The sequence below is a fragment of the Pseudomonas arcuscaelestis genome (assembly GCF_016881005.1).
GTDB classification, from domain to species: Bacteria; Pseudomonadota; Gammaproteobacteria; order Pseudomonadales; family Pseudomonadaceae; genus Aquipseudomonas; species Aquipseudomonas arcuscaelestis.
On record NZ_JACOPV010000027.1, the window covers coordinates 14,285 to 36,764 of the forward strand.

Here is a 22,480-nt window from a genome sequence, read left to right on the forward strand (position 1 = left end):
ACGAGACGCATTCGTTTTTGCGGCATGACAAGGTGTGTTGATGTGTTGAAGAAATCGCTGTTCCAACTGCATTGGTTCTTCGGTATCACAGCCGGGCTGGTGCTGGCCTTGATGGGTATTACCGGGGCGATTTGGTCGTTCCAGGATGAACTGCTGCAAGCATTCAACCCTGACGTACTCAATGTCGAAGTGCGCCCGGAAGGGGTGCTGCCGATGCCTGAGCTGGTGAAGCGGATCGAGGCGGAACAGGGTGACAAGGTCGCCATGCTCTGGGTTCAAACCCGAAGCGACAAGGCCGCACGCGTCTTCTTCACCCCTCCTCCCGGTGAGCGTCGGGGCCTGATGCGCTATGCCGACCCATATACCGGCAAATTGCAGGGCGAGGTCGCCGGGCAAGGTTTCTTCGATCTGATGTTGCAGCTCCACCGTTTTCTGGCGATGGGCGACACCGGGCGGCAAATCACGGGCGCTTGTACGCTCATGCTGATTTTCTTCTGTCTTTCCGGCCTGTACTTACGCTGGCCGCGCAAGGCCTTGAACTGGCGGACGTGGCTGACCCTTGACTGGGCCAGAAAAGGCCGCGCGTTCAACTGGGACCTACACGCCGTGGCTGGAACCTGGTGCCTGCTGTTCTATTTACTCTTCGCCCTCACCGGTCTGTTTTGGTCCTATGAGTGGTACCGCCAAGGGTTGAACAACTTGCTGGCTGATGCCCCTGCCGCAGGCGAGCAACACAAACGTGGCGAAGGCCGGGGCCGTCCTGGGGCGCCTGGCAAAGACGCCAAACCGCTGGTGGTCGACTACGACGCGGTCTGGGCTAACCTGCAAGCTGCCGCCGGCCCAAACATGACCAGTTACAACCTGCGCCTGCCACCTGCCGGGGGGCAACCGGCGAACATCTTTTACTTGCTTGAAGGCGCCGAGCACGAACGTGCCCTGAACACGCTGAGTCTCGACCCGGCCAATGGCCAGGTAAAAAAACATGATCGCTATGCCGACAAGTCGTTCAAGGCGCAACTGCTGGCTAGCGTCTACGCCTTGCACGTTGGCAGCTACTTTGGCCTTACCGGCCGTATCCTGCTGACCATTGCCAGCCTGACCATGCCGCTGTTCTTCGTTACCGGCTGGTTGCTGTACCTGGACCGACGCCGCAAAAAACGCCAGGTGCGCGCAGCGCGAAGCAGCTTTTCACCTTCCACCACCCAAGGGCAGAGCTGGCTGGTGGGCTTTGCCAGTCAAAGCGGCTTTGCCGAGCAACTTGCCTGGCAAAGTGCCGGTCAACTGCAGGCAGCCGGTTTGCCGGTACATGTGCGCCCGCTTGCCGAATTGACTGAACATGATCTCAACCAGGCCGAGCGTGCACTGTTTGTAGTCAGCACCTTTGGCGACGGTGAAGCGCCCGACAGCGCCCGCGGCTTCGAACGCAAAATACTCGGCCAACCTTGGGCCCTGCAAAACCTGAACTATGCCCTGCTCGCCTTGGGTGATCGGCAATACCCGCATTTCTGCGGCTTCGCCAAACGCCTGCAAACCTGGCTTGGCGAACGCGGTGCAATCAATGCCTTCGCCACTGTCGAAGTCGACAGTGCTGACCCCGCCGCCTTGCAATTGTGGCACCAACAACTGGCGCAACTGACCGGTAGTAAACCACCTGCAGCGTGGAAGGCCCCCACTTTCAGCAACTGGACGCTGATAAAACGCACATTACTGAACCCTGGCAGCCAGGGCTCAGCGGTGTATTTGCTGGCACTCGAACCCGAGCAACCAGTACATTGGCAAGCCGGTGATCTTGTCGAAATTCTACCGCGCAATAACGCTCGCAGCGTTGAACACTTCCTGCGAGGGCTGGGGCTTGATGGCGAGTCCCAGGTCCAGCTCGAGGGGTTGCAAGAAAGCTTGCTCCAGGCCCTCGCTGGTCGGCAACTGCCCACCAGTCGCGAGCATCTGGTCGGCCTACACGCCCAGGCGTTGGTCGATGCGCTAATCCCATTGGCAGCGAGGGAATACTCGATAGCCTCGATTGCCAGCGATGGCGCACTGGAACTGATCGTGCGCCAGGAACGACATGCCGATGGCAGCCTCGGCCTGGGCTCAGGTTGGCTGACCGAGTACTTGCCTGTGAATAACAGTGTCAGTCTGCGCTTGCGCAGCAACAGCGGTTTTCACCTACCCGCCCCGGCAACGCCAATGATCCTGATCGGCAATGGCACCGGCATCGCGGGCCTGCGCAGCCTGCTCAAGGCCCGCATCGCAGCGGGTGAGCAGCGTAACTGGCTGTTGTTCGGCGAACGCAACCAGGCCCACGACTTTCTCTGCGCGCACGAGTTGCAAGGCTGGTTAGGTAACGGCGAACTGGCACGTCTGGACCTGGCCTTTTCCCGTGACCAGGCCCACAAGATATACGTTCAGGATCGCTTGCGTGAGCAGGAAAAGGCGCTTCGTCGCTGGCTCGATGACGGCGCTTCGCTCTACATCTGTGGCAGCCTGCAAGGCATGGCCAACGGCGTGGATGAAGTGCTCAATGATGTGCTGGGAAGTGCCGAGGTGGAGCGCTTGATCGAGCTGGGCCGGTACCGTCGAGACGTGTACTGAACATCCCGGGTCAAGCCCGCCCCCCTGTATCAACTGTTGTGGGAGCGGGCTTGACCTGCGATTGCGGTCTCAATGCAGGTCGAACGTATCGGCATCCAGATTGGCCGGAAAGCGCGTGCGGTAAGTCGCCAGATCCGCGGCACTGAGGATCACGGTGAACACACCATCTGCCTCCCCCGCGCTGAGCAGGCTTTCACCTTGAAAGTCCAGAACCTGGCTATCGCCAGAGTAGGCAAAACCCTTCCCGTCGGTACCCACCCGATTCACTGCTGCTACATAGCACAGGTTTTCGATGCCCCGCGCCGGCAGCAAACGGTTCCAGTGTTGGCGCCGCGCTGCGGGCCAATTGGCGGTGTAAAGCAGTAGATCGGTGTCTTGCGCATCGCGACTCCACACCGGAAAGCGCAGGTCGTAACAGATCAGAGTACGGACTCGCCAACCCTTGACCTCGAACTGCACCTGGCGCTCGCCTGGGGTGTAATGCTTGTGCTCGCCCGCCATACGGAACAGGTGGCGCTTATCGTAGAACAGAATCTCGCCGTCTGGACGCGCCCACAGCAAGCGGTTGCGGTGACTGCCGTCGGCAGCCTGGATAATCACGCTGCCGGTCACCACTGCATCAAGCTTTTTGGCCTGGCTTTTGAGCCACTTGTAGGTTGGACCGTTTTCAGGCTCAGCCAGACGCTCGGAGTCCATGGAAAAGCCGGTGGTGAACATTTCCGGCAGAATAATCAGATCGGCGCCACGGGCTTGCTCGAGCAAGGCTTCAAAATGCTCGTAGTTCGCCAAACGGTCCTGCCAGGCCAGGGTTGTCTGCACCAAGGCCACTTTCAGGTTAGGCAAAGCACTCAGATCGCGCATAACTTCTCCGCTGCCTGACGCAGCGTCTCCTCGCGTTTGGCAAAGCAAAGACGCACCAGGCGCTGCTCGGGAATGGGTTGTTGATAGAACACCGACACCGGGATAGTCGCCACGCCATGCTCGCGGGTCAGCCACAACGACATTTCAACATCGTTCAGGTCCGGGCGAATCTGTGAATAGTCGACCAATTGGAAGTAAGTACCGGCAGAACGCTCAAGCGTAAAGCGCGATGGCTCCAGCAGATCACAAAACAGATCGCGCTTGGCCTGATAGAACGCCGGAAGCGCTTCGACATGCTCTGGATGCTCGGCCATAAAGTCAGCCAGCGCCCACTGCAGCGGCGTTACGCCACAGAAGTTGACGTACTGATGAACCTTGCGCAGCTCGGCGCTCAGAGCAGGTGGTGCAACCACATAGCCGGTTTTCCACCCCGTGACATGGTAGGTTTTGCCGAATGAGCTGACCACGAACGCACGCTGATACAGCGCTTCGTGCGCCAACACACTGGCGTGCTGGACGCCGTCGAACACCAGGTGCTCATAGACTTCGTCGCTGATCAGGTAAATGTCCCGCTCGGCAATCAACAGTGCCAGTTTATCCAGATCGTCACGGCTGATCAGCGCACCACTGGGATTGTGCGGCGAATTGATAATGATCATCCGCGTGCGAGGACTCAGGGCCTCGGTGAGCTTCTGCCAGTCGATGGCAAATTCGCCATCTGTCAGTTGCACATGCACACAGCGACCACCGGCCAGCTCTACAGAGGGCTCGTAGCTGTCATAGCTGGGGTCGAAAACGATCACCTCGTCACCGGCACGAATGACCGCATGAATGGCACAAAAGATCGCTTCGGTGGCACCGGGGGTAATCGTGATCTCAGTGTCCGCATCGACACTAACACCATAACTGCGGGCGATCTTGGTCGCGACCTGCTGACGCAGCGCCGGCAAGCCGGTCATGGGGCAATACTGGTTATGACCGGCACTGATATGCCGACCTGCTGCATCGAGCAGAGCCTGCGGGCCGCTGAAATCGGGAAAACCCTGGGACAGGTTCAAGGCGCCGGTTTGCACGGCGAGTTGGGACATAGTGGTAAAGATGGTCGTGCCGACGTTCGGCAACTTGCTGCTGATCATGGAGCCCTCTTTCCTTCTGAACAATCCTGCGGTCAGAGACCGAGCATAGCGGATTGAGTGGTCAGGAAAAAGGTTGTAACAGTCGCACATCAATCGCGAGTAAAGCCCGCTCCCATGGGTTCATCAGAACCCAGCGGGAGCGGCGGTGCGACGATTCGACTTGCCCCACGATGCACTTAGCGTTTGTCTTTACGCTTCTTCTCGGCTTTCTTGTGGTGCGACATCAAGCGGCGCTTTTTGTTGACCTGGCGGTCGGTGAGCGCGTTCTTGTTGCCCTCGTATGGGTTCTCGCCCCCCTTGTACTCGATGCGAATCGGCGTACCGACCAGTTTGAGCACTCGGCGATAGGTGTTTTCCAGATAGCGCGAGTACGACTTCGGTACTTTCTCGACCTGGTTACCGTGGATCACAATGATCGGCGGGTTGGCGCCACCCAGGTGGGCGTAACGCAGCTTGATCCGGCGACCGTTTACCATCGGTGGCTGGTGATCGCTTATCGCATCTTCGAGGATCTGGGTCAGGCGGCTGGTCGGCCAGCGGGTAACCGCCGACTTGAAGGAGTTCTGCACCGACTGGTACAGGTTGCCTACGCCAGTGCCGTGCAGGGCCGAAATGAAGTGGATGTCGGCGAAGTCGACGAAGAACAGCCGACGCTCGAGTTCAGTCTTCACATAATCCCGCTCGCCTGGCTGCATGCCGTCCCACTTGTTCAGTGCGATGACGATGGCACGACCGGCTTCCAGGGCAAAGCCCAGCAGGTTCAAATCATGGTCTACCACGCCTTCACGGGCATCCATGACGAAGATGACCACGTTGGCATCCTTGATTGCCTGCAGCGTCTTGACCACCGAGAATTTTTCGACCTCCTCGTGGATCTTGCCGCGCTTGCGCACCCCGGCTGTGTCGATCAGGGTGTACTTCTCTTCGTTGCGCTCGAAGGGAATGTAGATACTGTCGCGAGTGGTACCCGGCTGATCGTAGACGATGACTCGGTCTTCACCGAGCATACGGTTGACCAGGGTCGACTTGCCGACGTTCGGACGACCGATGATGGCGATCTTGATGCCATCTTTTTCGCTCGGGCCAGGGATGCGCACCGCTTCCTCGCCTTCGGCGACGTTGGTGTCGATCTCTTCCTCGTCCTTGTCCCGCGGGAAGTCACTGAGCACGACTTCCAGCAGGTTGTTGACACCACGCCCTTGAGCGCCGGCCACGCCAATGGCGTTACCCATGCCCAATGGCGAGAATTCGGCAATGGCGATTTGCGGATCGATGTTGTCGATCTTGTTGGCCACCAGGAACGAGCGCTTGTTGCGCTTGCGCAAGTGCTCGGAAATCATCTGGTCGGCAGCAGTCAGGCCTGCACGTGCGTCCACCAGAAACAGCACAACGTCAGCTTCTTCGATGGCCAGCAGCGATTGCTCAGCCATTTTCTCATCCATGCCATGCTCGTCACCGGAAATACCGCCAGTGTCGACCAGGATGTACGAGCGGCCTTGCCAGCGCGCTTCACCATATTGACGGTCACGGGTAAGCCCGGACAGGTCGCCGACGATAGCGTCGCGAGTCCTGGTAAGGCGGTTGAACATGGTGGATTTACCGACGTTCGGTCGGCCCACCAGGGCAATTACGGGAACCATGCGGCTCTCCACTTCATAAATTCAGAAAATACAAAAGCCGCTGCACTGCAGCGGCCGGAGTTCAGGCGGCACCCAAAGTGCCGCAGCCCGAGGCCTGCATGGCCTCAAGCATAGCCTCAGCGGATAGTCAGCGCCTCGAGCTTGCCGCTGTTGCCGTACACATAGATGGTGTCACCCACCACCAGCGGACGGGCACGCAGGCCATCGCTGTCGATACGTTCACGACCGACAAAGCGACCGTCGACCTGGCTGAGCAGGTGCAGGTAACCTTCCAGGTCACCTACGGCTACATAGCTGGAGAACACTTCCGGTGCCGACAGTTGACGACGCGCCAGAGAATCGTTGCTCCACAGTGCGCTCGATGAGCGTTCATCGATGCCTTCCACGGTACCCGAAGCCAGGCTTACGTAGACGTTACCGAAACCCTGGGCCACACCGGTGTAGCTGGAAGCATCACGCTGCCACATCACACGGCCGCTTTCCAGGTCCAGGCCGGCAACCCGACCCTGATAGCTAGCTACGTACAAGGTACCGCCAGACAACAACAGACCGCCGTCGATATCGACAACGCGATCAAGCTCCGAGCGACCTTGCGGGATTGCCACACGCTGTTCCCAGACCGGAACACCATTGCGGGTGTCCAGGGCAACGACCTTACCGGTCGACAGCCCGGCGACCGCCAGGTGATTGGTAACAATCGGGGCGCCTGTACCACGCAGTGTCAGTACTGCTGGAGTGCTCTCATAGATCCAGCGACGATCTCCGGTGCTGGCATCCAGGCCAATCACACGGTCATCCTGGGTCTGTACCACCACTACGTCGCCATTGGTGGCAGGTGGTGCCAGAACCTCACTGGTCACGCGCGAGCGCCAACGCTCTTCACCGGTGATCGCGTCCAGAGCGATGACTTCGCCCTTGAGCGTACCCAGCATGACCATCCCGTAACCCACGCCAACGGCGCCGGAAACAGGCAGGTCAAGATCCTTCTTCCAAGCCACGTCGCCGTTGTTGCGATCCATGGCCATTACCACGCCGGTAACATCAGCGGCGTAGATGCGATCGTTCTCGATCGCCGGAACCAGCATATTGAAGGAGTCGCCCTGACCGTCACCGATCGAGCGGCTCCACTGCTTCTTGAGGACAACCTCTTCGGTGAACTTGGTCAGCTCGGCCGGGGGCAATTCCTTTTTGCTGTTGCTGCTGCAACCCACGGCCAGAAGGGCCAGGGTCAGCACTGCTGCATGTTTCCAACCGATCACGTCACGCATCCCCTTTGGCCAGGTCGTCGAGCTTGAGTTGCAAACCACCGATCGCGGCGTCATCAGACAGCGCGGCCTTGGCCTTTTCGTAAGCAGTATGAGCATCAGCAGCACGACCCAACTGCACCAGCAGATCACCCTTGAGTTCTTCACGGCTGGCCAGGAATGCCTTGTCGGCATCGCCGTCCAGAAGTTTCAGGGCCTCATCGACCTTGGCCTGGGCTGCCAGGACCCGGGCCAGGCGCTGACGGGCGATTTCGCCCAGAGTAGCGTCAGCTGGCTTGTCCACGATCGACTTGAGCTCGGCGGCAGCGTCTTCCAGCTTGCCCGACTCCACGGCGACCTTGGCCACGAACAGGCTGCCGTACTGCGCGTAGGCAGAACCGCCATACTCGTTCTTGAGCTTGCCGGACAGCTCGGCGACCTTGGCCGCATCCGGTTCGCCGCTAGGCGTCAAAGTCGTTTCCAGCAGGGCCTGATAGAGGTTCGAGGCACCTTGTGACTGGTTGCCCTGGTACTTCTGGAAGGCTTGCCAGCCGAACACTATCACCAGTGCCAGCAGGCCGCCGGTTACCAGTGGCTTGCCGTTACGCTGCCACCAGTCCTTGAATGCTGCCAGCTGTTCATCATCGGTACTCGACACCCCAATACTCCTTTTCACCAAATCGGCTGTTGACTCGCTTCACGCCTGCGCGAGGGAAGCTTCCAGGTGCTCTGCCAGAGCATCCCAGGCAATGTTTTGTTGTTCGCCCTGGCCACGCAGGGGTTTGAAACCTACCACTTGTTGCGCCAGTTCGTCGTCCCCCAGGATCAAGGCAAACAGAGCGTTGCTCTTGTCGGCCTTCTTGAACTGACTCTTGAAGCTGCCGGCACCGGCGTTTACCTGCAGACGCAGGCCGGGCAGGCGATCACGCAGACGCTCGCTCAAGGCCAGGCCGGCCAGCTCTGCCTGCTCACCGAAGGCGCACAGGTAGACGTCGACTTGACGATTGATCGATTCGGGAATTTGCTCCAGGGTTTCCAGCAGCAGGATAAGGCGCTCGATACCCATGGCGAAACCGACGCCTGGGGTTGGCTTGCCACCCATCTGCTCGACCAGGCCATCATAACGACCGCCGGCGCAGACAGTACCTTGGGAACCGAGCTTGTCGGTGACCCACTCAAATACGGTCTTGCTGTAATAGTCCAGGCCACGTACCAGCTTGGTATTGATCACGAACGGAATGCCGGCGGCATCCAGACGTGCTTTCAAACCTTCGAAATGCACCCGCGACTCTTCGTCCAGGTAGTCTTCAAGCTTCGGCGCGCCAACCAGGACTGCCTGGGTATTGGCGTCCTTGCTGTCGAGGATACGCAGCGGGTTGGTCTTCAGGCGACGCTGGCTGTCTTCGTCCAGTTGCTCCAGACGCGCCGAGAGGAACTCGACCAGCGCATCACGGTAGCGGGCACGGGCTTCGCTGGTGCCCAGGCTGTTGAGCTCGAGCTTGACTGCATCGCGAATGCCCAGCAGGCCCCACAGGCGCCAGGTGAGCACGATCAACTCGGCATCGATGTCTGGACCGTCGAGGTTGAAGACCTCAACCCCGATCTGGTTGAACTGGCGATAGCGGCCTTTTTGCGGACGCTCGTGGCGGAACATCTGGCCGATGTACCAGAGCTTCTGTACTTGGCCACCACCGCTGATACCGTGTTCGAGCACCGCGCGTACGCAGGCTGCGGTGCCTTCCGGACGCAGGGTCAGCGAGTCACCGTTGCGGTCGGCGAATGTGTACATTTCTTTTTCGACGATGTCGGTGACTTCACCAATCGAGCGTTTGAACAGCTCGGTGAACTCAACGATCGGCGTGCGAATCTGACGATAACCGTAGGTGTCCAGCAGACCGGCGACAGAGCTTTCGAAATAGCGCCACAGCGGTGTCTGCTCGGGCAGGATGTCGTTCATGCCACGAATGGCTTGCAGCGATTTACTCACGGAAAATCCTTACGAATCTGGTGGTCAGCCACGCGCGATCAACATCGCGTCGGCTTCGGCTTTTTCGGCCGCTTTCTGGCGGATGAGTCGTTCGAGCTCATCGACCAGGTTGTCATTGGTCAGTTTCTGCGCTGGCTTGCCATCGATGTAGATCAGGTTCGGCGTACCACCGGTCAGCCCTACGTGGGCTTCCTTGGCTTCGCCCGGACCGTTGACCACACAGCCGATCACGGCCACGTCCATTGGTACCAAAAGGTCTTCCAGGCGTCCTTCCAGCTCGTTCATGGTTTTCACCACATCGAAGTTCTGCCGCGAGCAGCTCGGGCAGGCGATGAAGTTGATGCCACGCGAACGCAGGTGCAAGGACTTGAGGATGTCGTAACCGACCTTCACTTCCTCTACCGGGTCTGCCGCCAACGAAATGCGAATAGTATCGCCAATCCCTTCGGCAAGCAGCATACCGAGGCCAACAGCGGATTTCACCGTACCTGAACGCAGCCCGCCGGCTTCGGTGATACCCAGGTGCAGCGGCTGCACGATCTGCTTGGCCAGAAGACGGTAGGCTTCAACCGCCATGAATACGTCGGAGGCCTTGACGCTGACCTTGAAGTCCTGGAAGTCCAGGCGGTCGAGGTGCTCGACATGGCGCATGGCCGATTCGACCAGCGCTGCTGGGGTCGGCTCGCCGTATTTTTTTTGCAGGTCTTTTTCCAGGGAACCGGCGTTGACGCCGATGCGGATCGGAATACCGCGGTCACGAGCAGCATCGACTACTGCACGTACACGGTCTTCGCGACCGATGTTGCCCGGGTTGATGCGCAGGCAGTCGACACCCAGCTCAGCCACACGCAGTGCGATGCGGTAGTCAAAGTGGATATCAGCGACCAGTGGCACGCTGACCTGCTGCTTGATCCGGCCAAAGGCTTCTGCCGCATCCATGTCCGGTACCGAAATACGGACGATATCAACGCCGGCGTCGACCAGGCGGTTGATCTGCCCCACGGTTGCAGCAACGTCATTGGTGTCGGTGTTGGTCATACTCTGGACGGCGATAGGGGCATCGCCGCCGACAGGTACATTACCCACCCAGATTTTGCGGGATTCGCGACGCTTGATCGGTGATTCGCCGTGCATGACTTATTGTCCCAACTTCAGGCGAGCAGTCTCGCCACTGGTGAACGGCGCAACGTCGACAGGCTGACCGTTGTAGCTGACCTGAACGCCTCGGGCAAAGCCCAGGCGTACCGCAAACGGCGGCTTGCCGGTCAGGTCCAGGCTGTCGCCCTTGCGCTTGATGGCGCTGAACAGCACCTTGCCATTGCCGTCGGTGACCGAAGTCCAGCAATCGGCGTTGAATTGCATGTGCAACTTGCCACTACCGGCAACAGGTGCGGTGGTGGTCTCAGGTGCAGGTGTAACTGCAGGAGCAGTCGCAGTTGCCGCTACAACCGGAGCAACCGGAGCAACAGCCGCAGGTGCGGGCGCTGGAACTGTAGCTACCGGCGTGCTTGGTGACACGGCGCTATTGACCGGCGGCACGACAGGGGCAACCGGAGTGCTTGGACTCGCTGGCGAGGCCGGGCCGGAGTCGGCCAACTCGGTGGCCGCCGGCGTCTGTTCCAGATTCAGTGGTGTACTTTGCGGTTGCTGAGCAGCGTCGACGGCCTGGTCTTCAGGCTCGTCCAGCGGATGGATCTGCGTGGTGCCATCAGCGCTTTCGACCTCGACGTGTTCAAGCGCCATATTAACCAGGTCTTTGCTGCGCTGGCTGCTTTGGTCTTGCCACCAGAAAAAGCCACCGCCGATCACCACCACCAGCAATAGCAGACTGACGACGCGCAAGATATTGTGTGACAGGCGCACCGGTTCTTCGATACGCCCAAGGGCGTGAACGTCGCTGCCCTGGGCGTGCGTCCCGGTGCACTGGTCGAACGCCTGCACCAAAACGGCCTGGTCCATGCCCAGCAACTTTGCATAGGCACGGATATAACCGCGGGCAAAAGTGTGCCCGGGTAGCTTGTCGAAGGCCCCGGATTCAAGGTTGTTCAATGAACTCACGGTCAGGTTCAGCTTCTGGGCCACTTCGGCCTGCGACCAACCCCTGCTTTCACGGGCCTGACGCAAAGTCTCACCTGGGTTCTCGCGAGTCGCTGCTGCTACTTCGGGATGCGCCGCTTTCATCATTGCTCCGACAGGTATTGCTGATATTCCGGCGTACCGGGATAAAGTCGTTGTAATTGCAGGCCCAGATCGGCGGCCTTGTTCCGTTCTTCGAAGACATTGGCCAGGCGACTGCCCAGCAGCAAGCTACGGGCACCGTGGTCGCTCAGCTGGCTGAAACGATCGTAGTAGTCACGGGCCGGCACATAATGCCTGTCTTCGTAAGACAACTCAGCCATTTCCAGCAACGCGCGTGGCTGCTTCTGGTTGAGTCGCAATGCTTTTACCAGGTATTCCTGCGCCTGGTCGCGCTGGCCAAGCCGCAGAGCGGTCAAGCCGAGGCTTTCAAATACTCGTGAACGCTCAGGATACAGGGTATCGGCCGCCGCTTGGGCAAACATCTTCTGCGCCTGGGCGTATTGCCCCTGGGCATACAGAAAACTGCCGTAGTTGTTTTGAATCCGCGCGTCGCCTGGGGTGCTGGCCAGAGCCTTCAGATAATGCGTGTCGGCCAACCCCGGTTCGTCCTGCGCCTGATAGACCAAAGCCAGGGCCGCATGTGCTGCGGCATCCTGGCTATTGAGATCAAGCGCTTTTTTCAATGGCCCCATGGCCTGCTCGGTCAAACCTTGTTGCAAATAACCCAACCCCAACTGCACGTAAGCCTTGCCAGCCTGCGCCCGCCCTTCGCGGCTCGCCAGCGCGTCCGTACTCCCGCCGGACACGCAACCTGCAAGCAGGGCGAGCGACAGGATCGACAGCGCGACGCGCAAAGTCATGGAGTTCCTCTCTTCAGTTCCGAGCAGCGCTATCTTGCATATCGCCGTCAGCGTTCAACTGACGCACGGCGATATAACGCTCGCTACGGCGGGTGCGGTCCATCACCTGACCGACCAATTGACCGCATGCAGCATCGATATCTTCACCACGGGTGGTGCGCACGGTTACGTTGTAGCCGGCGTGATGCAGGTGATCCTGGAAGCGACGAATGGCATTGTTACTCGGCCGCTCGTACCCGGAATGCGGAAACGGGTTGAACGGAATCAGGTTGATTTTGCATGGAACATTCTTGAGCAACTCGGCCATTTCCACGGCGTGTTCGAGCTTGTCGTTGACGTCCTTGAGCAGCGTGTACTCAATGGTCAGCACGCGCTTTTCGCCCAACTGCGACATGTAGTTCATGCACGCCTCGAGCAGGACCTTGAGCGGGTACTTCTTGTTGATCGGCACCAGTTCGTTGCGCAGCGCGTCGTTTGGCGCGTGCAGCGACAGAGCCAGGGAGACGTCGATGTGCTTGGCCAGTTCTTCGATCATCGGAACCACGCCGGAGGTGGACAGCGTCACCCGGCGCTTGGAAATGCCATAGCCGAGGTCGTCCATCATCAGGTGCATGGCAGCGACGACGTTATCGAAGTTGAGCAGCGGCTCACCCATGCCCATCATCACCACGTTGGTGATGGCGCGGTCGATGGTAGCTGGAATACTGCCGAACGACTTGTTGGCAATCCACACCTGACCGATGACTTCGGCGGCGGTGAGGTTGCTATTGAATCCTTGCTTGCCGGTGGAGCAGAAGCTGCAGTCCAGGGCACAACCGGCCTGAGACGAGACACACAGCGTGCCACGTTTACCCTGGGGAATGTACACGGTCTCGACACAGCTGCCGGACGCCACACGCACCACCCATTTACGGGTGCCGTCGCTGGAGATGTCCTCGCTGACCACTTCCGGACCGCGAATCTCGGCAACAGCCTTGAGCTTTTCGCGCAGGGCCTTGCCGACATTCGTCATGGCGTCGAAATCATCGACACCAAAGTGGTGAATCCATTTCATTACCTGACCGGCACGGAAACGCTTCTCCCCGATAGAGTCGAAGAATTTTTCCATTTCCGGTTGGGTAAGCCCCAACAGGTTAGTTTTACCAGTCGATGTCGTCATGGATTCACCCTCACCCGTAAGCTTTCGCTTAGCGAGTGGTTACCTCGGTAGCTGCGAAGAAGTAAGCGATTTCGCGAGCAGCAGCGGCTTCGGAGTCCGAACCGTGAACGGCGTTGGCGTCGATGGACTCGGCGAAGTCAGCACGGATGGTGCCGGCAGCAGCTTCTTTAGGGTTGGTAGCGCCCATCAGCTCACGGTTCAGAGCGATAGCGTTTTCGCCTTCCAGAACCTGAACAACAACTGGACCGGAGATCATGAAAGCAACCAGGTCACCGAAGAAACCGCGCTCTTTGTGCTCGGCGTAGAAGCCTTCTGCTTCGGCTTTGGACAGTTGCTTCAGTTTCGAGGCAACGATTTTCAGGCCGGCTTCTTCGAAGCGAGTGGTGATCTTGCCGATCACGTTCTTGGCAACGGCGTCAGGCTTGATGATGGAGAAAGTACGTTGAACAGCCATGGTGAAACTCCAGAAACGTTGAGTGATGCGAAAAATTAAACCCGCGAATTATACGCGGGTTCTGGGGGATTGCCTAACCTGCCGAGTGCGCTCAGTCGGCTTCGTCGATCCAGGCCGCCTGGATGGCTTCGAGAACCTTCTCGCCACCCCGGCTAGGATCGTCATTGAATTCCGGCAATGCCAGCACCCACTGGTGCAGATCGACGAAGTTCACATAACGAGGATCGACTTCCGGCTTGCTTTCGGCAAGCTGGATTGCAATTTCAAGTACATCAACCCATTTCAGGCTCATGTCAGCTCCAGATCAATGCGGCGCTTCAGCAGCGTGGTTGAGGGAGTACTTGGGAATCTCGACGGTCACGTCTTCGGTGCCGACCTTGGCCTGACACGTCAGGCGCGACGTCGGCTCCAGGCCCCAAGCGCGGTCCAGATAGTCCTCTTCCAACTCGTCGGCTTCATTGAGCGAATTGAAACCTTCGCGAATGACGCAGTGACAGGTGGTGCAGGCGCAGACGCCGCCGCAGGCGCTTTCGATCTCGATGTGGTTGTCATGTGCCACTTCAAGAATGGACTTGCCCGTCTCGGCCTCTACGACCATGCCATCCGGGCAGAACTTCTCATGGGGCAGAAAAATCACCTGCGGCATCTGTTATTCCTCGATCTCATTCAGGTTGCGCCCGGCCAACGCGGCTTTTACCGTCGAATCAAGGCGACGGGCGGCAAAGGCATCGGTCACCTGCGACAGACGTTTGGTCTGTTGCTCGATGGCAGCGCCATCGGTGCCGTTGATCAAATCACGCAAGTCTTGCATCTGTTGTTCGATAGCCAGACGCTCTTCGGCGTCAAGCAAGCGCTCACCGTCTGCATCCAGGGCACCCTGGACCGCTTCGAGCAGGCGCTCGGCATCAACCTGGTGCTCGCGCAGCTGGCGGGCAACTTTGTCGAAACCGGCATGCTCGAAGGAATCCTTGAGCATCCGGGCGATTTCGCCGTCGGTCAGGCCATAGGACGGCTTGACCTGAATGCTCGACTCCACACCCGAACCCAGTTCACGCGCGGAAACGCTGAGCAGGCCATCGGCGTCAACCTGGAACGTCACGCGAATTTTTGCAGCACCCGCCACCATGGCCGGAATACCACGCAATTCGAAGCGCGCCAGGGAACGGCAGTCGCTGATCAGTTCACGCTCGCCTTGCAGCACGTGAATCATCATGGCCGACTGACCATCCTTGTAGGTGGTGAACTCCTGGGCACGGGCAACTGGAATGGTGGTGTTGCGCGGAATCACCTTCTCCATCAGTCCGCCCATGGTTTCCAGCCCCAGGGACAGCGGAATTACGTCAAGCAAAAGCAGCTCGCCGCCATCGCGACGGTTGCCGGCCAAGGTATCAGCCTGGATTGCAGCACCGATGGCCACAACCTGATCCGGGTCGATCTCGGTCAGCGGAGTACGACCAAACAGCGTACCTACGGCCTCGCGCACACGTGGAACGCGGGTCGAACCACCCACCATGACCACGGCGCCCACTTCTTCGAGCTCGACACCGCTGTCGCGCACCGCGCGACGGCAGGCCTTGAGGCTACGGGCGATCATCGGCTCGATGAGGGCATCGAAGGCACTGCGGGTCAGTTCGGCCTGCCAGCTGCCATAGGCGACAGGAACCGAATCGGCAGTGGTAAGGGCTTCCTTGGCGGCACAAGCGGTTTGCAACAGTTCGCGCTGAGCGCCTGGATCGAGATTCGAAGAAAGGCCGGCCTGCTCGACAATCCAATTGGCAATTGCGTAATCGAAGTCGTCACCACCCAGGGCGGTATCACCACCCGTAGCCAATACCTCGAACACGCCGCCCGTCAGGCGCAGGATCGAAATATCGAAGGTGCCGCCACCCAGATCATAGATGGCCACCACGCCTTCGGCGTTCTGGTCCAGACCGTACGCCACAGCTGCCGCGGTCGGCTCATTGAGCAGGCGCAACACATTCAGCCCGGCCAGACGCGCGGCATCCTTGGTGGCCTGACGCTGAGCGTCGTCGAAATAGGCGGGTACAGTGATGACCGCACCCACCAGTTCGCCACCAAGAGTCTCTTCGGCCCGCTGACGCAGCGCTTTGAGGATATCCGCCGAGACTTCCACCGGGCTTTTCGGGCCCTGGATAGTGTCGATGAACGGCATGTGCGACTCACCGCCCACAAACCGATACGGAAGCTGCTCACCCAGCTGTTTCACGTCCGCCAGGCCACGGCCCATCAGACGCTTGACCGACAGGACAGTGTTAAGCGGGTCGCGAGCAGCAGCGTCGCGCGCCACCTGGCCGACATCGATATGGTCGGCGTGATAACGCACCGCCGAAGGCAGGATGACCTGGCCTTGGGCGTCGGGCAGGGGCTCGCTACGGCCGCTGCGCAGGGCGGCAACCAGGGAGTTGGTGGTACCAAGGTCAATGCCCACCGCCAGGCGGCGCTGGTGCGGTTGAGGGCTCTGACCGGGTTCGGCGATCTGCAGTAGGGCCATGCTTATCTGAATACCAGGGGCGCCGCCAAAGGCAGCGCCGGGTTAATCGTCGAGGCGCTCTTCCAGCTGGCGCACTTCATAGGCGAGCTTTTCCAGAAACTGCATGCGGCGCATCAGGCGCTCGGCCTGTTCGCGCTGCGCAGGATCATTCCAGCAGGCGGCGAAGTCCTCGTTGAGCGCTTCCTGGGCGACTTTCAAGCGGCGCTTGAAAGCAGCGACGCCATCAAGGTCGGCACTGTCTTGAAGATCTTCGAGCTCTTCACGCAATTGCATCTGCTGAAACAGAAACTCGGGATCATGGACAGTGACTTCCTGCGGCACTTCGGCGCCGCTGATAGCCAACAGGTAGCGGGCACGCCGGGGCGCGCTCTTTAGCGTCTGGTAAGCCTCGTTCAGCGCAGCCGAACGCTCCAGCGCAACGCGCTGTTCACGTTCGGAGGCATCGGCGAAGCGATCCGGATGAACCTCGCGGGCCAGTTCGCGATAACGAACGGCCAACTTGTCGAGGTCCAGGCGGAAGCCAGGTTGCAGGTCAAACAGGGCGAAATGACAAGGAGTACCCACGCGCAGCCTCAAACGTTGAAGCTTTCGCCGCAGCCACACTCACCGCGCACGTTGGGGTTGTTGAACTTGAAGCCTTCGTTCAACCCTTCCTTGACGAAATCCAGTTCGGTGCCGTCGAGATAGGACAGGCTTTTCGGGTCGATAATGACCTTTTCGCCATGACTCTCGAACACTTGATCCTCGTCGTCTGGCTGATCGACGAATTCCAGCACATAGGCCAGACCCGAGCAGCCGGTGGTACGCACGCCAAGGCGAATACCAACACCTTTGCCGCGTCCGTCAAGAGAGCGCCGCACGTGGTTGGCGGCGGCTTCTGTCATGCTGATAGCCATCGAGACTCCTTACCTGCAACAGGCGAACTTAGAGCAAACCTTTCTTCTGCTTGTAATCGCGTACGGCTGCCTTGATGGCGTCCTCAGCGAGTACCGAGCAGTGGATTTTCACTGGCGGCAACGCCAGTTCTTCGGCCAGCTGGGTGTTCTTGATGGTTTCGGCTTCGTCCAGCGTCTTACCCTTCATCCACTCGGTGGCCAGGGAGCTGGAGGCGATGGCCGAACCACAGCCATAGGTCTTGAACTTGGCATCTTCAATGACGCCCTGCTCGTTAACCTTGATTTGCAGACGCATCACATCACCACACGCCGGGGCGCCGACCATGCCGGTGCCGACATCCGGATCTTCGGCATTCATTTTGCCGACGTTACGTGGGTTTTCGTAGTGGTCGATGACCTTTTCACTGTATGCCATGGTGCAATTCCTTCCTCATCAGAGAGCCGCTCTTGCCGGCGACTACTTAGTGCGCAGCCCACTCAATCTTGGAGATGTCGACGCCGTCTTTGTACATATCCCACAGCGGCGACAGTTCGCGCAGCTTGGTTACGGCCTCGCACACCTTCTGCGCGGCGTAGTCGATTTCTTCTTCGGTGGTAAAACGACCGAAGGTGAAGCGGATGGAGCTGTGAGCCAGCTCGTCGTTGCGGCCCAGGGCACGCAGAACGTAGGACGGCTCAAGCGATGCCGATGTACAGGCAGAACCCGAAGACACTGCCAGGTCCTTGAGGGCCATGATCAACGACTCGCCTTCAACGTAGTTGAAGCTCAGGTTCAGGTTGTGCGGAATACGCGCAGTCATACTGCCGTTGATGTACAGCTCTTCCAGACCTTCAACCTGCTTGTAGAAGCGATCGCTCAATGCCTTGATACGCGCGTTTTCGCTGGCCATCTGCTCCTTGGCGATGGCGAACGCTTCGCCCATGCCAACGATTTGGTGGGTAGCCAGGGTGCCTGAACGCATGCCGCGCTCGTGACCGCCGCCGTGCATGGTGGCTTCCAGGCGTACGCGAGGCTTGCGGCTGACGTACAGCGCGCCGATGCCTTTGGGACCGTAGGTCTTGTGCGCAGAGAACGACATCAGGTCGACTTTCAGCTTCTGCAGGTCGATTTCGACCTTGCCGGTGGACTGCGCAGCATCGACGTGGAACATGACGCCACGTGCGCGGGTCAGTTCGCCAATGGCAGCGATGTCGTTGATGGTGCCGATTTCGTTGTTCACATGCATGATCGACACCAGGATGGTGTCGTCACGCAGGGCAGCTTCGATCATGGCCGGGGTGATCAGGCCATCGGCGCCCGGCTCGATATAGGTGACTTCAAAGCCTTCACGCTCCAGCTGACGAGTGCTGTCCAGGACAGCCTTGTGCTCGATCTTGGAGGTAATGATGTGCTTGCCCTTGGTGTTATAGAAGTGCGCAACGCCCTTGATTGCCAGGTTGTCGGACTCGGTAGCACCGCTGGTCCAGACAATTTCACGCGGATCGGCATTGACCAGGTCAGCGACCTGGCGACGAGCGTTCTCGACCGCTTCTTCGGCTTTCCAGCCAAACACGTGCGAACGCGACGCCGGGTTACCGAAGTTTCCATCGACCAGCAGGCAGTCGCTCATCTTCTGGGCAACGCGTGGGTCGACCGGTGTGGTCGCGGAGTAATCGAGGTAGATCGGCAACTTCATTGAATATCTCCTATCAGGCGGTCGCGCCGCGCGTCGAAACGGTCATTCGACGGCTGACGTCTCAATCTTGTCCAGCTGCGGTGCCCGACCTGCTATACGACGCAGGTCCTGGCGCTGGGCGACTTCTTGTACCTCACGGCGAGTAACAAGGTCAGCCAGGCTGATGCCGCTGAGAAACTCGTGAATCTGCTGGCTCAGGTCACACCACAAGTGGTGGGTCAGGCAGGTATCGCCGGCGTGACAATCGCCCAGGCCTTGGCAGCGTGTTGCGTCGACCGATTCATTGACCGCGTCGATAACCTGGACAACCTGAATGCTCTCCATGCTTCGCGACAGCTGATAGCCGCCGCCAGGGCCGCGCACACTGGAAACCAGGCTGCTGCGGCGCAGCTTTGCAAATAGCTGCTCCAGATAAGATAGGGAGATGCCTTGGCGCTCGGAAATGTCGGCCAGAGACACCGGCCCATGCTGCGCGTGCAACGCCAGGTCGAGCATGGCGGTCACGGCGTATCGGCCTTTTGTAGTCAGTCGCATGGCTAGTAGGTACCACGGGGTTACGGGATGGGAGCGAGTATGCAATTCCCGAGCATTTAAGTCAACTATAAGACCTAGTGCTTTAGTCGGGTTTGCCGCAAGAGGGCGGCCGAATGATAGCAAACTAAGGGGCGCGTGCGCACGCCCCTTCTATCAATGAGCCGACGCGTCGCTGCGGGCTTCGTCCTTGATCTGGGCAAAATCTTCTTCGCGCAATACCGGCAAGTCCTTGGCGCAGTAGTCACTGCCAAGATTTTTCAACGCGCCGCACATGTCTTCCAGCTTGCCGTCCACTGCCTGCAGATGATCGAGAAGCTGACCAATGGCGCGCGCGACCGGGTCGGGCATGTCTTCGCTGACGCCGTAGGCATCGAAACCGATCTTTTCGGCCATTGCCTTGCGCTTGGCTTCGACCTCAGCGTCGGTCTTGACGATGATTCGTCCCGGAATACCGACGGCTGTAGCACCTGCCGGTACCGCCTTGGTAACCACGGCGTTGGAACCGATCTTGGCCCCAGCGCCCACGGTAAACGGACCCAGCACCTTGGCGCCCGCCCCCACCACAACACCATCTTCCAATGTCGGATGGCGCTTACCCTTGTTCCAACTGGTGCCCCCGAGGGTCACGCCCTGGTACAAGGTGACGTCATCACCGATCTCGGCCGTTTCACCGATCACGATGCCCATGCCATGATCAATGAAGAAGCGCCGACCGACCTTGGCACCCGGGTGTATCTCGATACCGGTCATCCAACGGCCGAAATTCGACACCAGCCGCGCCAGCCACTTCCAGTCGCGCTTCCACAGCGCGTGCGCCGCCCGATGCAGCCAGATCGCGTGCATGCCCGGGTAGCAGGTCAGCACCTCAAAGGCATTGCGCGCCGCCGGGTCGCGATGGAAAACGCTTTGGATATCCTCACGCAGACGCTCGAACATTTACTGATCCTTGCGCTTATGCGGCTCACCACGGGCCACTTTCTGGGTTTCCGTAAGGATGCCGCGCAAAATACTCATTTCCGAACGATTAACCGAGCTGCGCCCATACAGCCGACGCAACCGTGGCATCAGGTGCTTGGGCTTTTCCGGATCCAGGAATCCGATGTCGACCAGGGTTTTTTCCAGGTGCTCATAGAACAGCTCCATCTCATCCATGGTCGCCAGTTCGCTACTGCGCACCGAAGTCACTTCGAATTTTTCGACTTTCGATGGCTGCCCCTCAGCGGCCAGCCAAGCCATGCGCACCTCGTAGGCCAGCACCTGCACTGCCGCCGCCAGATTCAGCGAACTGAAGTCGGGATTGGAGGGAATGTGCACATGGAAATGACAGCGCTGTAGCTCTTCATTGGTCAGGCCGGCATATTCACGACCAAACACCAGGGCGATCTCTTCGCCCTCGCCAGCATGCTCGATGACCTTGGCCCCACATTCGCGTGGATCGACCAACGGCCAGGGGATGCGTCGCTCACGCGCACTGGTGCCAAACACCAGGTTGCAACCGACCAGCGCTTCCTCAAGGGTGGCAACCACCTGGGCACCACCGAGAACATCATCGGCACCCGACGCACGGGCATCGGCCTCGTGGGAGGGGAAATCCTGCGGATCGACCAGCACCAGACGCGACAAGCCCATGTTTTTCATGGCACGCGCAGCGCCGCCGATATTGCCGGGGTGGCTGGTATTGACCAGAACAACACGAATATTTTGCAGCAAGGCGAGCGCTCACAGACACGGAAAAGAAGGAGCAAATCTTACAGAACACACCGACTTTACGCTACGAAAGCGAATGTCGCTCTTTTGCGCGCAGAGTTTTCTGTTAGAATGTTCGGCTTTCTTTAACGACCCAGGTGAAACGTCCATGCAGCCCATGCTGAATATCGCGCTGCGCGCCGCCCGCAGCGCCAGTGAATTGATTTTCCGCTCCATCGAGCGCCTGGATACCATCAAGGTTGATGAAAAAGACGCCAAGGATTACGTCTCGGAAGTCGATCGCGCGGCTGAGCAGAGCATCATCAATGCCCTGCGCAAGGCATACCCGAACCACTCCATCTACGGTGAAGAAACCGGCCTGCACGCTGGTAGCGGCGAAGAAGGCAAGGACTACCTGTGGATCATCGACCCACTGGACGGCACCACCAACTTCCTGCGTGGCGTTCCGCACTTTGCTGTCAGCATCGCCTGCAAATACCGCGGCCGCCTTGAGCACGCCGTTGTACTGGACCCTGTCCGCCAGGAAGAATTTACCGCCAGCCGTGGCCGTGGCGCGCAACTCAACGGCCGTCGCCTGCGCGTAAGCTCCCGCACCAGCCTGGAAGGCGCTCTGCTGGGTACCGGCTTCCCGTTCCGCGACAATCAAATGGCTGACCTGGACAACTACCTGGGCATGTTCCGCGCCCTGGTTGGCCAAACCGCCGGCATCCGCCGCGCTGGTGCTGCCAGCCTCGACCTCGCCTACGTGGCCGCAGGTCGCTTCGATGCCTTCTGGGAGTCGGGCCTGTCGGAATACGACATGGCTGCAGGCGCGCTGCTGATCCAGGAAGCTGGCGGCCTGGTGAGCGACTTCACCGGTGGTCACGACTTCCTCGAGAAAGGCCACATCGTTGCTGGCAACATCAAGTGCTTCAAGGCAGTTCTGACCGCTATCCAGCCGCATCTGCCGGTCTCGATCAAGCGCTAAGACAAGCCCCAAAGAAAAGCCCCGTTATTCGGGGCTTTTTTTTGGGCGATGTCCCGTCCTGAATAAGGTTTACACCTCCCATCCCGAATTTCCGGAGAGTCAGATGGAGCAAGGTGTAAAGCGCACACAGCGTGATTACTCACTGTCTTTTAAATTGGCGGTGGTTGATCAGATTG

23 protein-coding genes are annotated in these 22,480 nt (G+C 59.3%); 2 read left to right on the forward strand and 21 right to left on the reverse strand.

The genetic code is table 11. From position 1 onward, the window contains the following. Positions 1–42 precede the first annotated feature (42 nt). A complete protein-coding gene (locus tag H8F21_RS28180) occupies positions 43–2,592 on the forward strand; it encodes a PepSY domain-containing protein (protein ID WP_203482641.1) in 2,550 nt (849 codons plus the stop codon). Positions 2,593–2,661: 69 nt separating this feature from the next. Here H8F21_RS28180 and H8F21_RS28185 read toward each other — a convergent pair whose 3' ends face one another. From H8F21_RS28185 to trmJ, 21 genes are all read right to left on the reverse strand, one after another. Next, positions 2,662–3,453, reverse strand: coding sequence for an amidohydrolase (locus tag H8F21_RS28185; protein ID WP_203482642.1), 792 nt, complete (start codon positions 3,451–3,453; stop codon positions 2,662–2,664). Next, positions 3,441–4,589: a pyridoxal phosphate-dependent aminotransferase gene (locus H8F21_RS28190; protein ID WP_203482643.1), complete on the reverse strand. Its 1,149-nt coding sequence runs from the start codon at positions 4,587–4,589 to the stop codon at positions 3,441–3,443. The genes H8F21_RS28185 and H8F21_RS28190 overlap by 13 nt, the downstream gene beginning before the upstream one ends. Positions 4,590–4,765: 176 nt before the next feature. Continuing rightward, the gene (gene der, locus H8F21_RS28195) at positions 4,766–6,229 is read right to left on the reverse strand and encodes a ribosome biogenesis GTPase Der (RefSeq protein ID WP_203482644.1); all 1,464 of its coding nucleotides are present in this window, start codon (positions 6,227–6,229) and stop codon (positions 4,766–4,768) included. 116 nt (positions 6,230–6,345) lie between these two features. Next, positions 6,346–7,497 (reverse strand): outer membrane protein assembly factor BamB, encoded by a 1,152-nt coding sequence (gene bamB, locus H8F21_RS28200; protein ID WP_203544081.1) that lies wholly within the window; start codon positions 7,495–7,497, stop codon positions 6,346–6,348. After that, positions 7,490–8,131, reverse strand: coding sequence for a YfgM family protein (locus tag H8F21_RS28205; RefSeq protein ID WP_203482646.1), 642 nt, complete (start codon positions 8,129–8,131; stop codon positions 7,490–7,492). Before H8F21_RS28205 ends, bamB begins: the two co-directional genes overlap by 8 nt. Positions 8,132–8,170: 39 nt before the next feature. Continuing rightward, on the reverse strand, positions 8,171–9,460 hold the full coding sequence (gene hisS, locus H8F21_RS28210) for a histidine--tRNA ligase (RefSeq protein ID WP_203482647.1): 1,290 nt from the start codon (positions 9,458–9,460) through the stop codon (positions 8,171–8,173). 24 nt (positions 9,461–9,484) lie between these two features. Beyond that, positions 9,485–10,594, reverse strand: a complete 1,110-nt coding sequence (gene ispG / locus H8F21_RS28215) for a flavodoxin-dependent (E)-4-hydroxy-3-methylbut-2-enyl-diphosphate synthase (RefSeq protein WP_203482648.1) — start codon at positions 10,592–10,594, stop codon at positions 9,485–9,487. Between the two features lie 3 nt (positions 10,595–10,597). Further along, positions 10,598–11,641 (reverse strand): RodZ domain-containing protein, encoded by a 1,044-nt coding sequence (locus H8F21_RS28220; protein ID WP_203482649.1) that lies wholly within the window; start codon positions 11,639–11,641, stop codon positions 10,598–10,600. Further along, positions 11,641–12,399, reverse strand: a complete 759-nt coding sequence (pilW, locus tag H8F21_RS28225) for a type IV pilus biogenesis/stability protein PilW (RefSeq protein WP_203482650.1) — start codon at positions 12,397–12,399, stop codon at positions 11,641–11,643. Before pilW ends, H8F21_RS28220 begins: the two co-directional genes overlap by 1 nt. A 13-nt stretch (positions 12,400–12,412) precedes the next feature. Next, positions 12,413–13,558, reverse strand: a complete 1,146-nt coding sequence (gene rlmN / locus H8F21_RS28230) for a dual-specificity RNA methyltransferase RlmN (RefSeq protein WP_203482651.1) — start codon at positions 13,556–13,558, stop codon at positions 12,413–12,415. A gap of 28 nt (positions 13,559–13,586) precedes the next feature. Next, the gene (gene ndk, locus H8F21_RS28235; RefSeq protein ID WP_136478034.1) at positions 13,587–14,012 is read right to left on the reverse strand and encodes a nucleoside-diphosphate kinase; all 426 of its coding nucleotides are present in this window, start codon (positions 14,010–14,012) and stop codon (positions 13,587–13,589) included. Between the two features lie 91 nt (positions 14,013–14,103). Continuing rightward, entirely contained in the window at positions 14,104–14,304 is a 201-nt protein-coding gene (gene iscX, locus H8F21_RS28240; RefSeq protein ID WP_203482652.1) for a Fe-S cluster assembly protein IscX, read from the reverse strand. A 12-nt stretch (positions 14,305–14,316) separates the two neighbouring features. After that, complete coding sequence (gene fdx / locus H8F21_RS28245) at positions 14,317–14,658, reverse strand: ISC system 2Fe-2S type ferredoxin (RefSeq protein ID WP_043864467.1); 342 nt, start codon at positions 14,656–14,658, stop codon at positions 14,317–14,319. Between the two features lie 3 nt (positions 14,659–14,661). Beyond that, positions 14,662–16,524, reverse strand: a complete 1,863-nt coding sequence (hscA, locus tag H8F21_RS28250) for a Fe-S protein assembly chaperone HscA (protein ID WP_203482653.1) — start codon at positions 16,522–16,524, stop codon at positions 14,662–14,664. A gap of 42 nt (positions 16,525–16,566) precedes the next feature. Then, complete coding sequence (gene hscB / locus H8F21_RS28255) at positions 16,567–17,088, reverse strand: co-chaperone HscB (RefSeq protein ID WP_136478037.1); 522 nt, start codon at positions 17,086–17,088, stop codon at positions 16,567–16,569. 8 nt (positions 17,089–17,096) lie between these two features. Beyond that, entirely contained in the window at positions 17,097–17,420 is a 324-nt protein-coding gene (gene iscA, locus H8F21_RS28260) for an iron-sulfur cluster assembly protein IscA (RefSeq protein WP_136478038.1), read from the reverse strand. A gap of 28 nt (positions 17,421–17,448) precedes the next feature. Then, the gene (gene iscU, locus H8F21_RS28265) at positions 17,449–17,835 is read right to left on the reverse strand and encodes a Fe-S cluster assembly scaffold IscU (protein WP_002552476.1); all 387 of its coding nucleotides are present in this window, start codon (positions 17,833–17,835) and stop codon (positions 17,449–17,451) included. Between the two features lie 46 nt (positions 17,836–17,881). Beyond that, positions 17,882–19,096, reverse strand: coding sequence for an IscS subfamily cysteine desulfurase (locus H8F21_RS28270; RefSeq protein ID WP_203482655.1), 1,215 nt, complete (start codon positions 19,094–19,096; stop codon positions 17,882–17,884). 42 nt (positions 19,097–19,138) lie between these two features. Then, a complete protein-coding gene (iscR, locus tag H8F21_RS28275) occupies positions 19,139–19,630 on the reverse strand; it encodes a Fe-S cluster assembly transcriptional regulator IscR (protein ID WP_136478040.1) in 492 nt (163 codons plus the stop codon). A gap of 153 nt (positions 19,631–19,783) precedes the next feature. Next, positions 19,784–20,566 carry a serine O-acetyltransferase gene (gene cysE, locus H8F21_RS28280; RefSeq protein WP_136478041.1) on the reverse strand — a complete coding sequence of 261 codons (783 nt, stop codon included), beginning with the start codon at positions 20,564–20,566 and terminating at the stop codon, positions 19,784–19,786. Continuing rightward, complete coding sequence (gene trmJ / locus H8F21_RS28285; protein WP_203482656.1) at positions 20,567–21,340, reverse strand: tRNA (cytosine(32)/uridine(32)-2'-O)-methyltransferase TrmJ; 774 nt, start codon at positions 21,338–21,340, stop codon at positions 20,567–20,569. It abuts the gene before it with no gap. A gap of 145 nt (positions 21,341–21,485) precedes the next feature. Here trmJ and suhB point away from each other — a divergent pair, with 145 nt between their 5' ends. Then, entirely contained in the window at positions 21,486–22,304 is an 819-nt protein-coding gene (gene suhB, locus H8F21_RS28290) for a type III secretion system regulator SuhB (RefSeq protein WP_203482657.1), read from the forward strand. Positions 22,305–22,480 lie beyond the last annotated feature (176 nt).

Bases quoted from the DNA above. Each gene is read 5' to 3' on its own strand.
- H8F21_RS28185 (WP_203482642.1), bottom strand. From the start codon at position 3,453: ATGCGCGATCTGAGTGCTTTGCCTAACCTGAAAGTGGCCTTGGTGCAG.
- H8F21_RS28190 (WP_203482643.1), bottom strand. From the start codon at position 4,589: ATGATCAGCAGCAAGTTGCCGAACGTCGGCACGACCATCTTTACCACT.
- der (WP_203482644.1), bottom strand. From the start codon at position 6,229: ATGGTTCCCGTAATTGCCCTGGTGGGCCGACCGAACGTCGGTAAATCC.
- bamB (WP_203544081.1), bottom strand. From the start codon at position 7,497: ATGCGTGACGTGATCGGTTGGAAACATGCAGCAGTGCTGACCCTGGCC.
- ispG (WP_203482648.1), bottom strand. From the start codon at position 10,594: ATGCACGGCGAATCACCGATCAAGCGTCGCGAATCCCGCAAAATCTGG.
- H8F21_RS28220 (WP_203482649.1), bottom strand. From the start codon at position 11,641: ATGAAAGCGGCGCATCCCGAAGTAGCAGCAGCGACTCGCGAGAACCCA.
- pilW (WP_203482650.1), bottom strand. From the start codon at position 12,399: ATGACTTTGCGCGTCGCGCTGTCGATCCTGTCGCTCGCCCTGCTTGCA.
- rlmN (WP_203482651.1), bottom strand. From the start codon at position 13,558: ATGACGACATCGACTGGTAAAACTAACCTGTTGGGGCTTACCCAACCG.
- ndk (WP_136478034.1), bottom strand. From the start codon at position 14,012: ATGGCTGTTCAACGTACTTTCTCCATCATCAAGCCTGACGCCGTTGCC.
- iscX (WP_203482652.1), bottom strand. From the start codon at position 14,304: ATGAGCCTGAAATGGGTTGATGTACTTGAAATTGCAATCCAGCTTGCC.
- fdx (WP_043864467.1), bottom strand. From the start codon at position 14,658: ATGCCGCAGGTGATTTTTCTGCCCCATGAGAAGTTCTGCCCGGATGGC.
- hscA (WP_203482653.1), bottom strand. From the start codon at position 16,524: ATGGCCCTACTGCAGATCGCCGAACCCGGTCAGAGCCCTCAACCGCAC.
- iscA (WP_136478038.1), bottom strand. From the start codon at position 17,420: ATGGCTATCAGCATGACAGAAGCCGCCGCCAACCACGTGCGGCGCTCT.
- iscU (WP_002552476.1), bottom strand. From the start codon at position 17,835: ATGGCATACAGTGAAAAGGTCATCGACCACTACGAAAACCCACGTAAC.
- H8F21_RS28270 (WP_203482655.1), bottom strand. From the start codon at position 19,096: ATGAAGTTGCCGATCTACCTCGATTACTCCGCGACCACACCGGTCGAC.
- iscR (WP_136478040.1), bottom strand. From the start codon at position 19,630: ATGCGACTGACTACAAAAGGCCGATACGCCGTGACCGCCATGCTCGAC.
- cysE (WP_136478041.1), bottom strand. From the start codon at position 20,566: ATGTTCGAGCGTCTGCGTGAGGATATCCAAAGCGTTTTCCATCGCGAC.
- suhB (WP_203482657.1), top strand. From the start codon at position 21,486: ATGCAGCCCATGCTGAATATCGCGCTGCGCGCCGCCCGCAGCGCCAGT.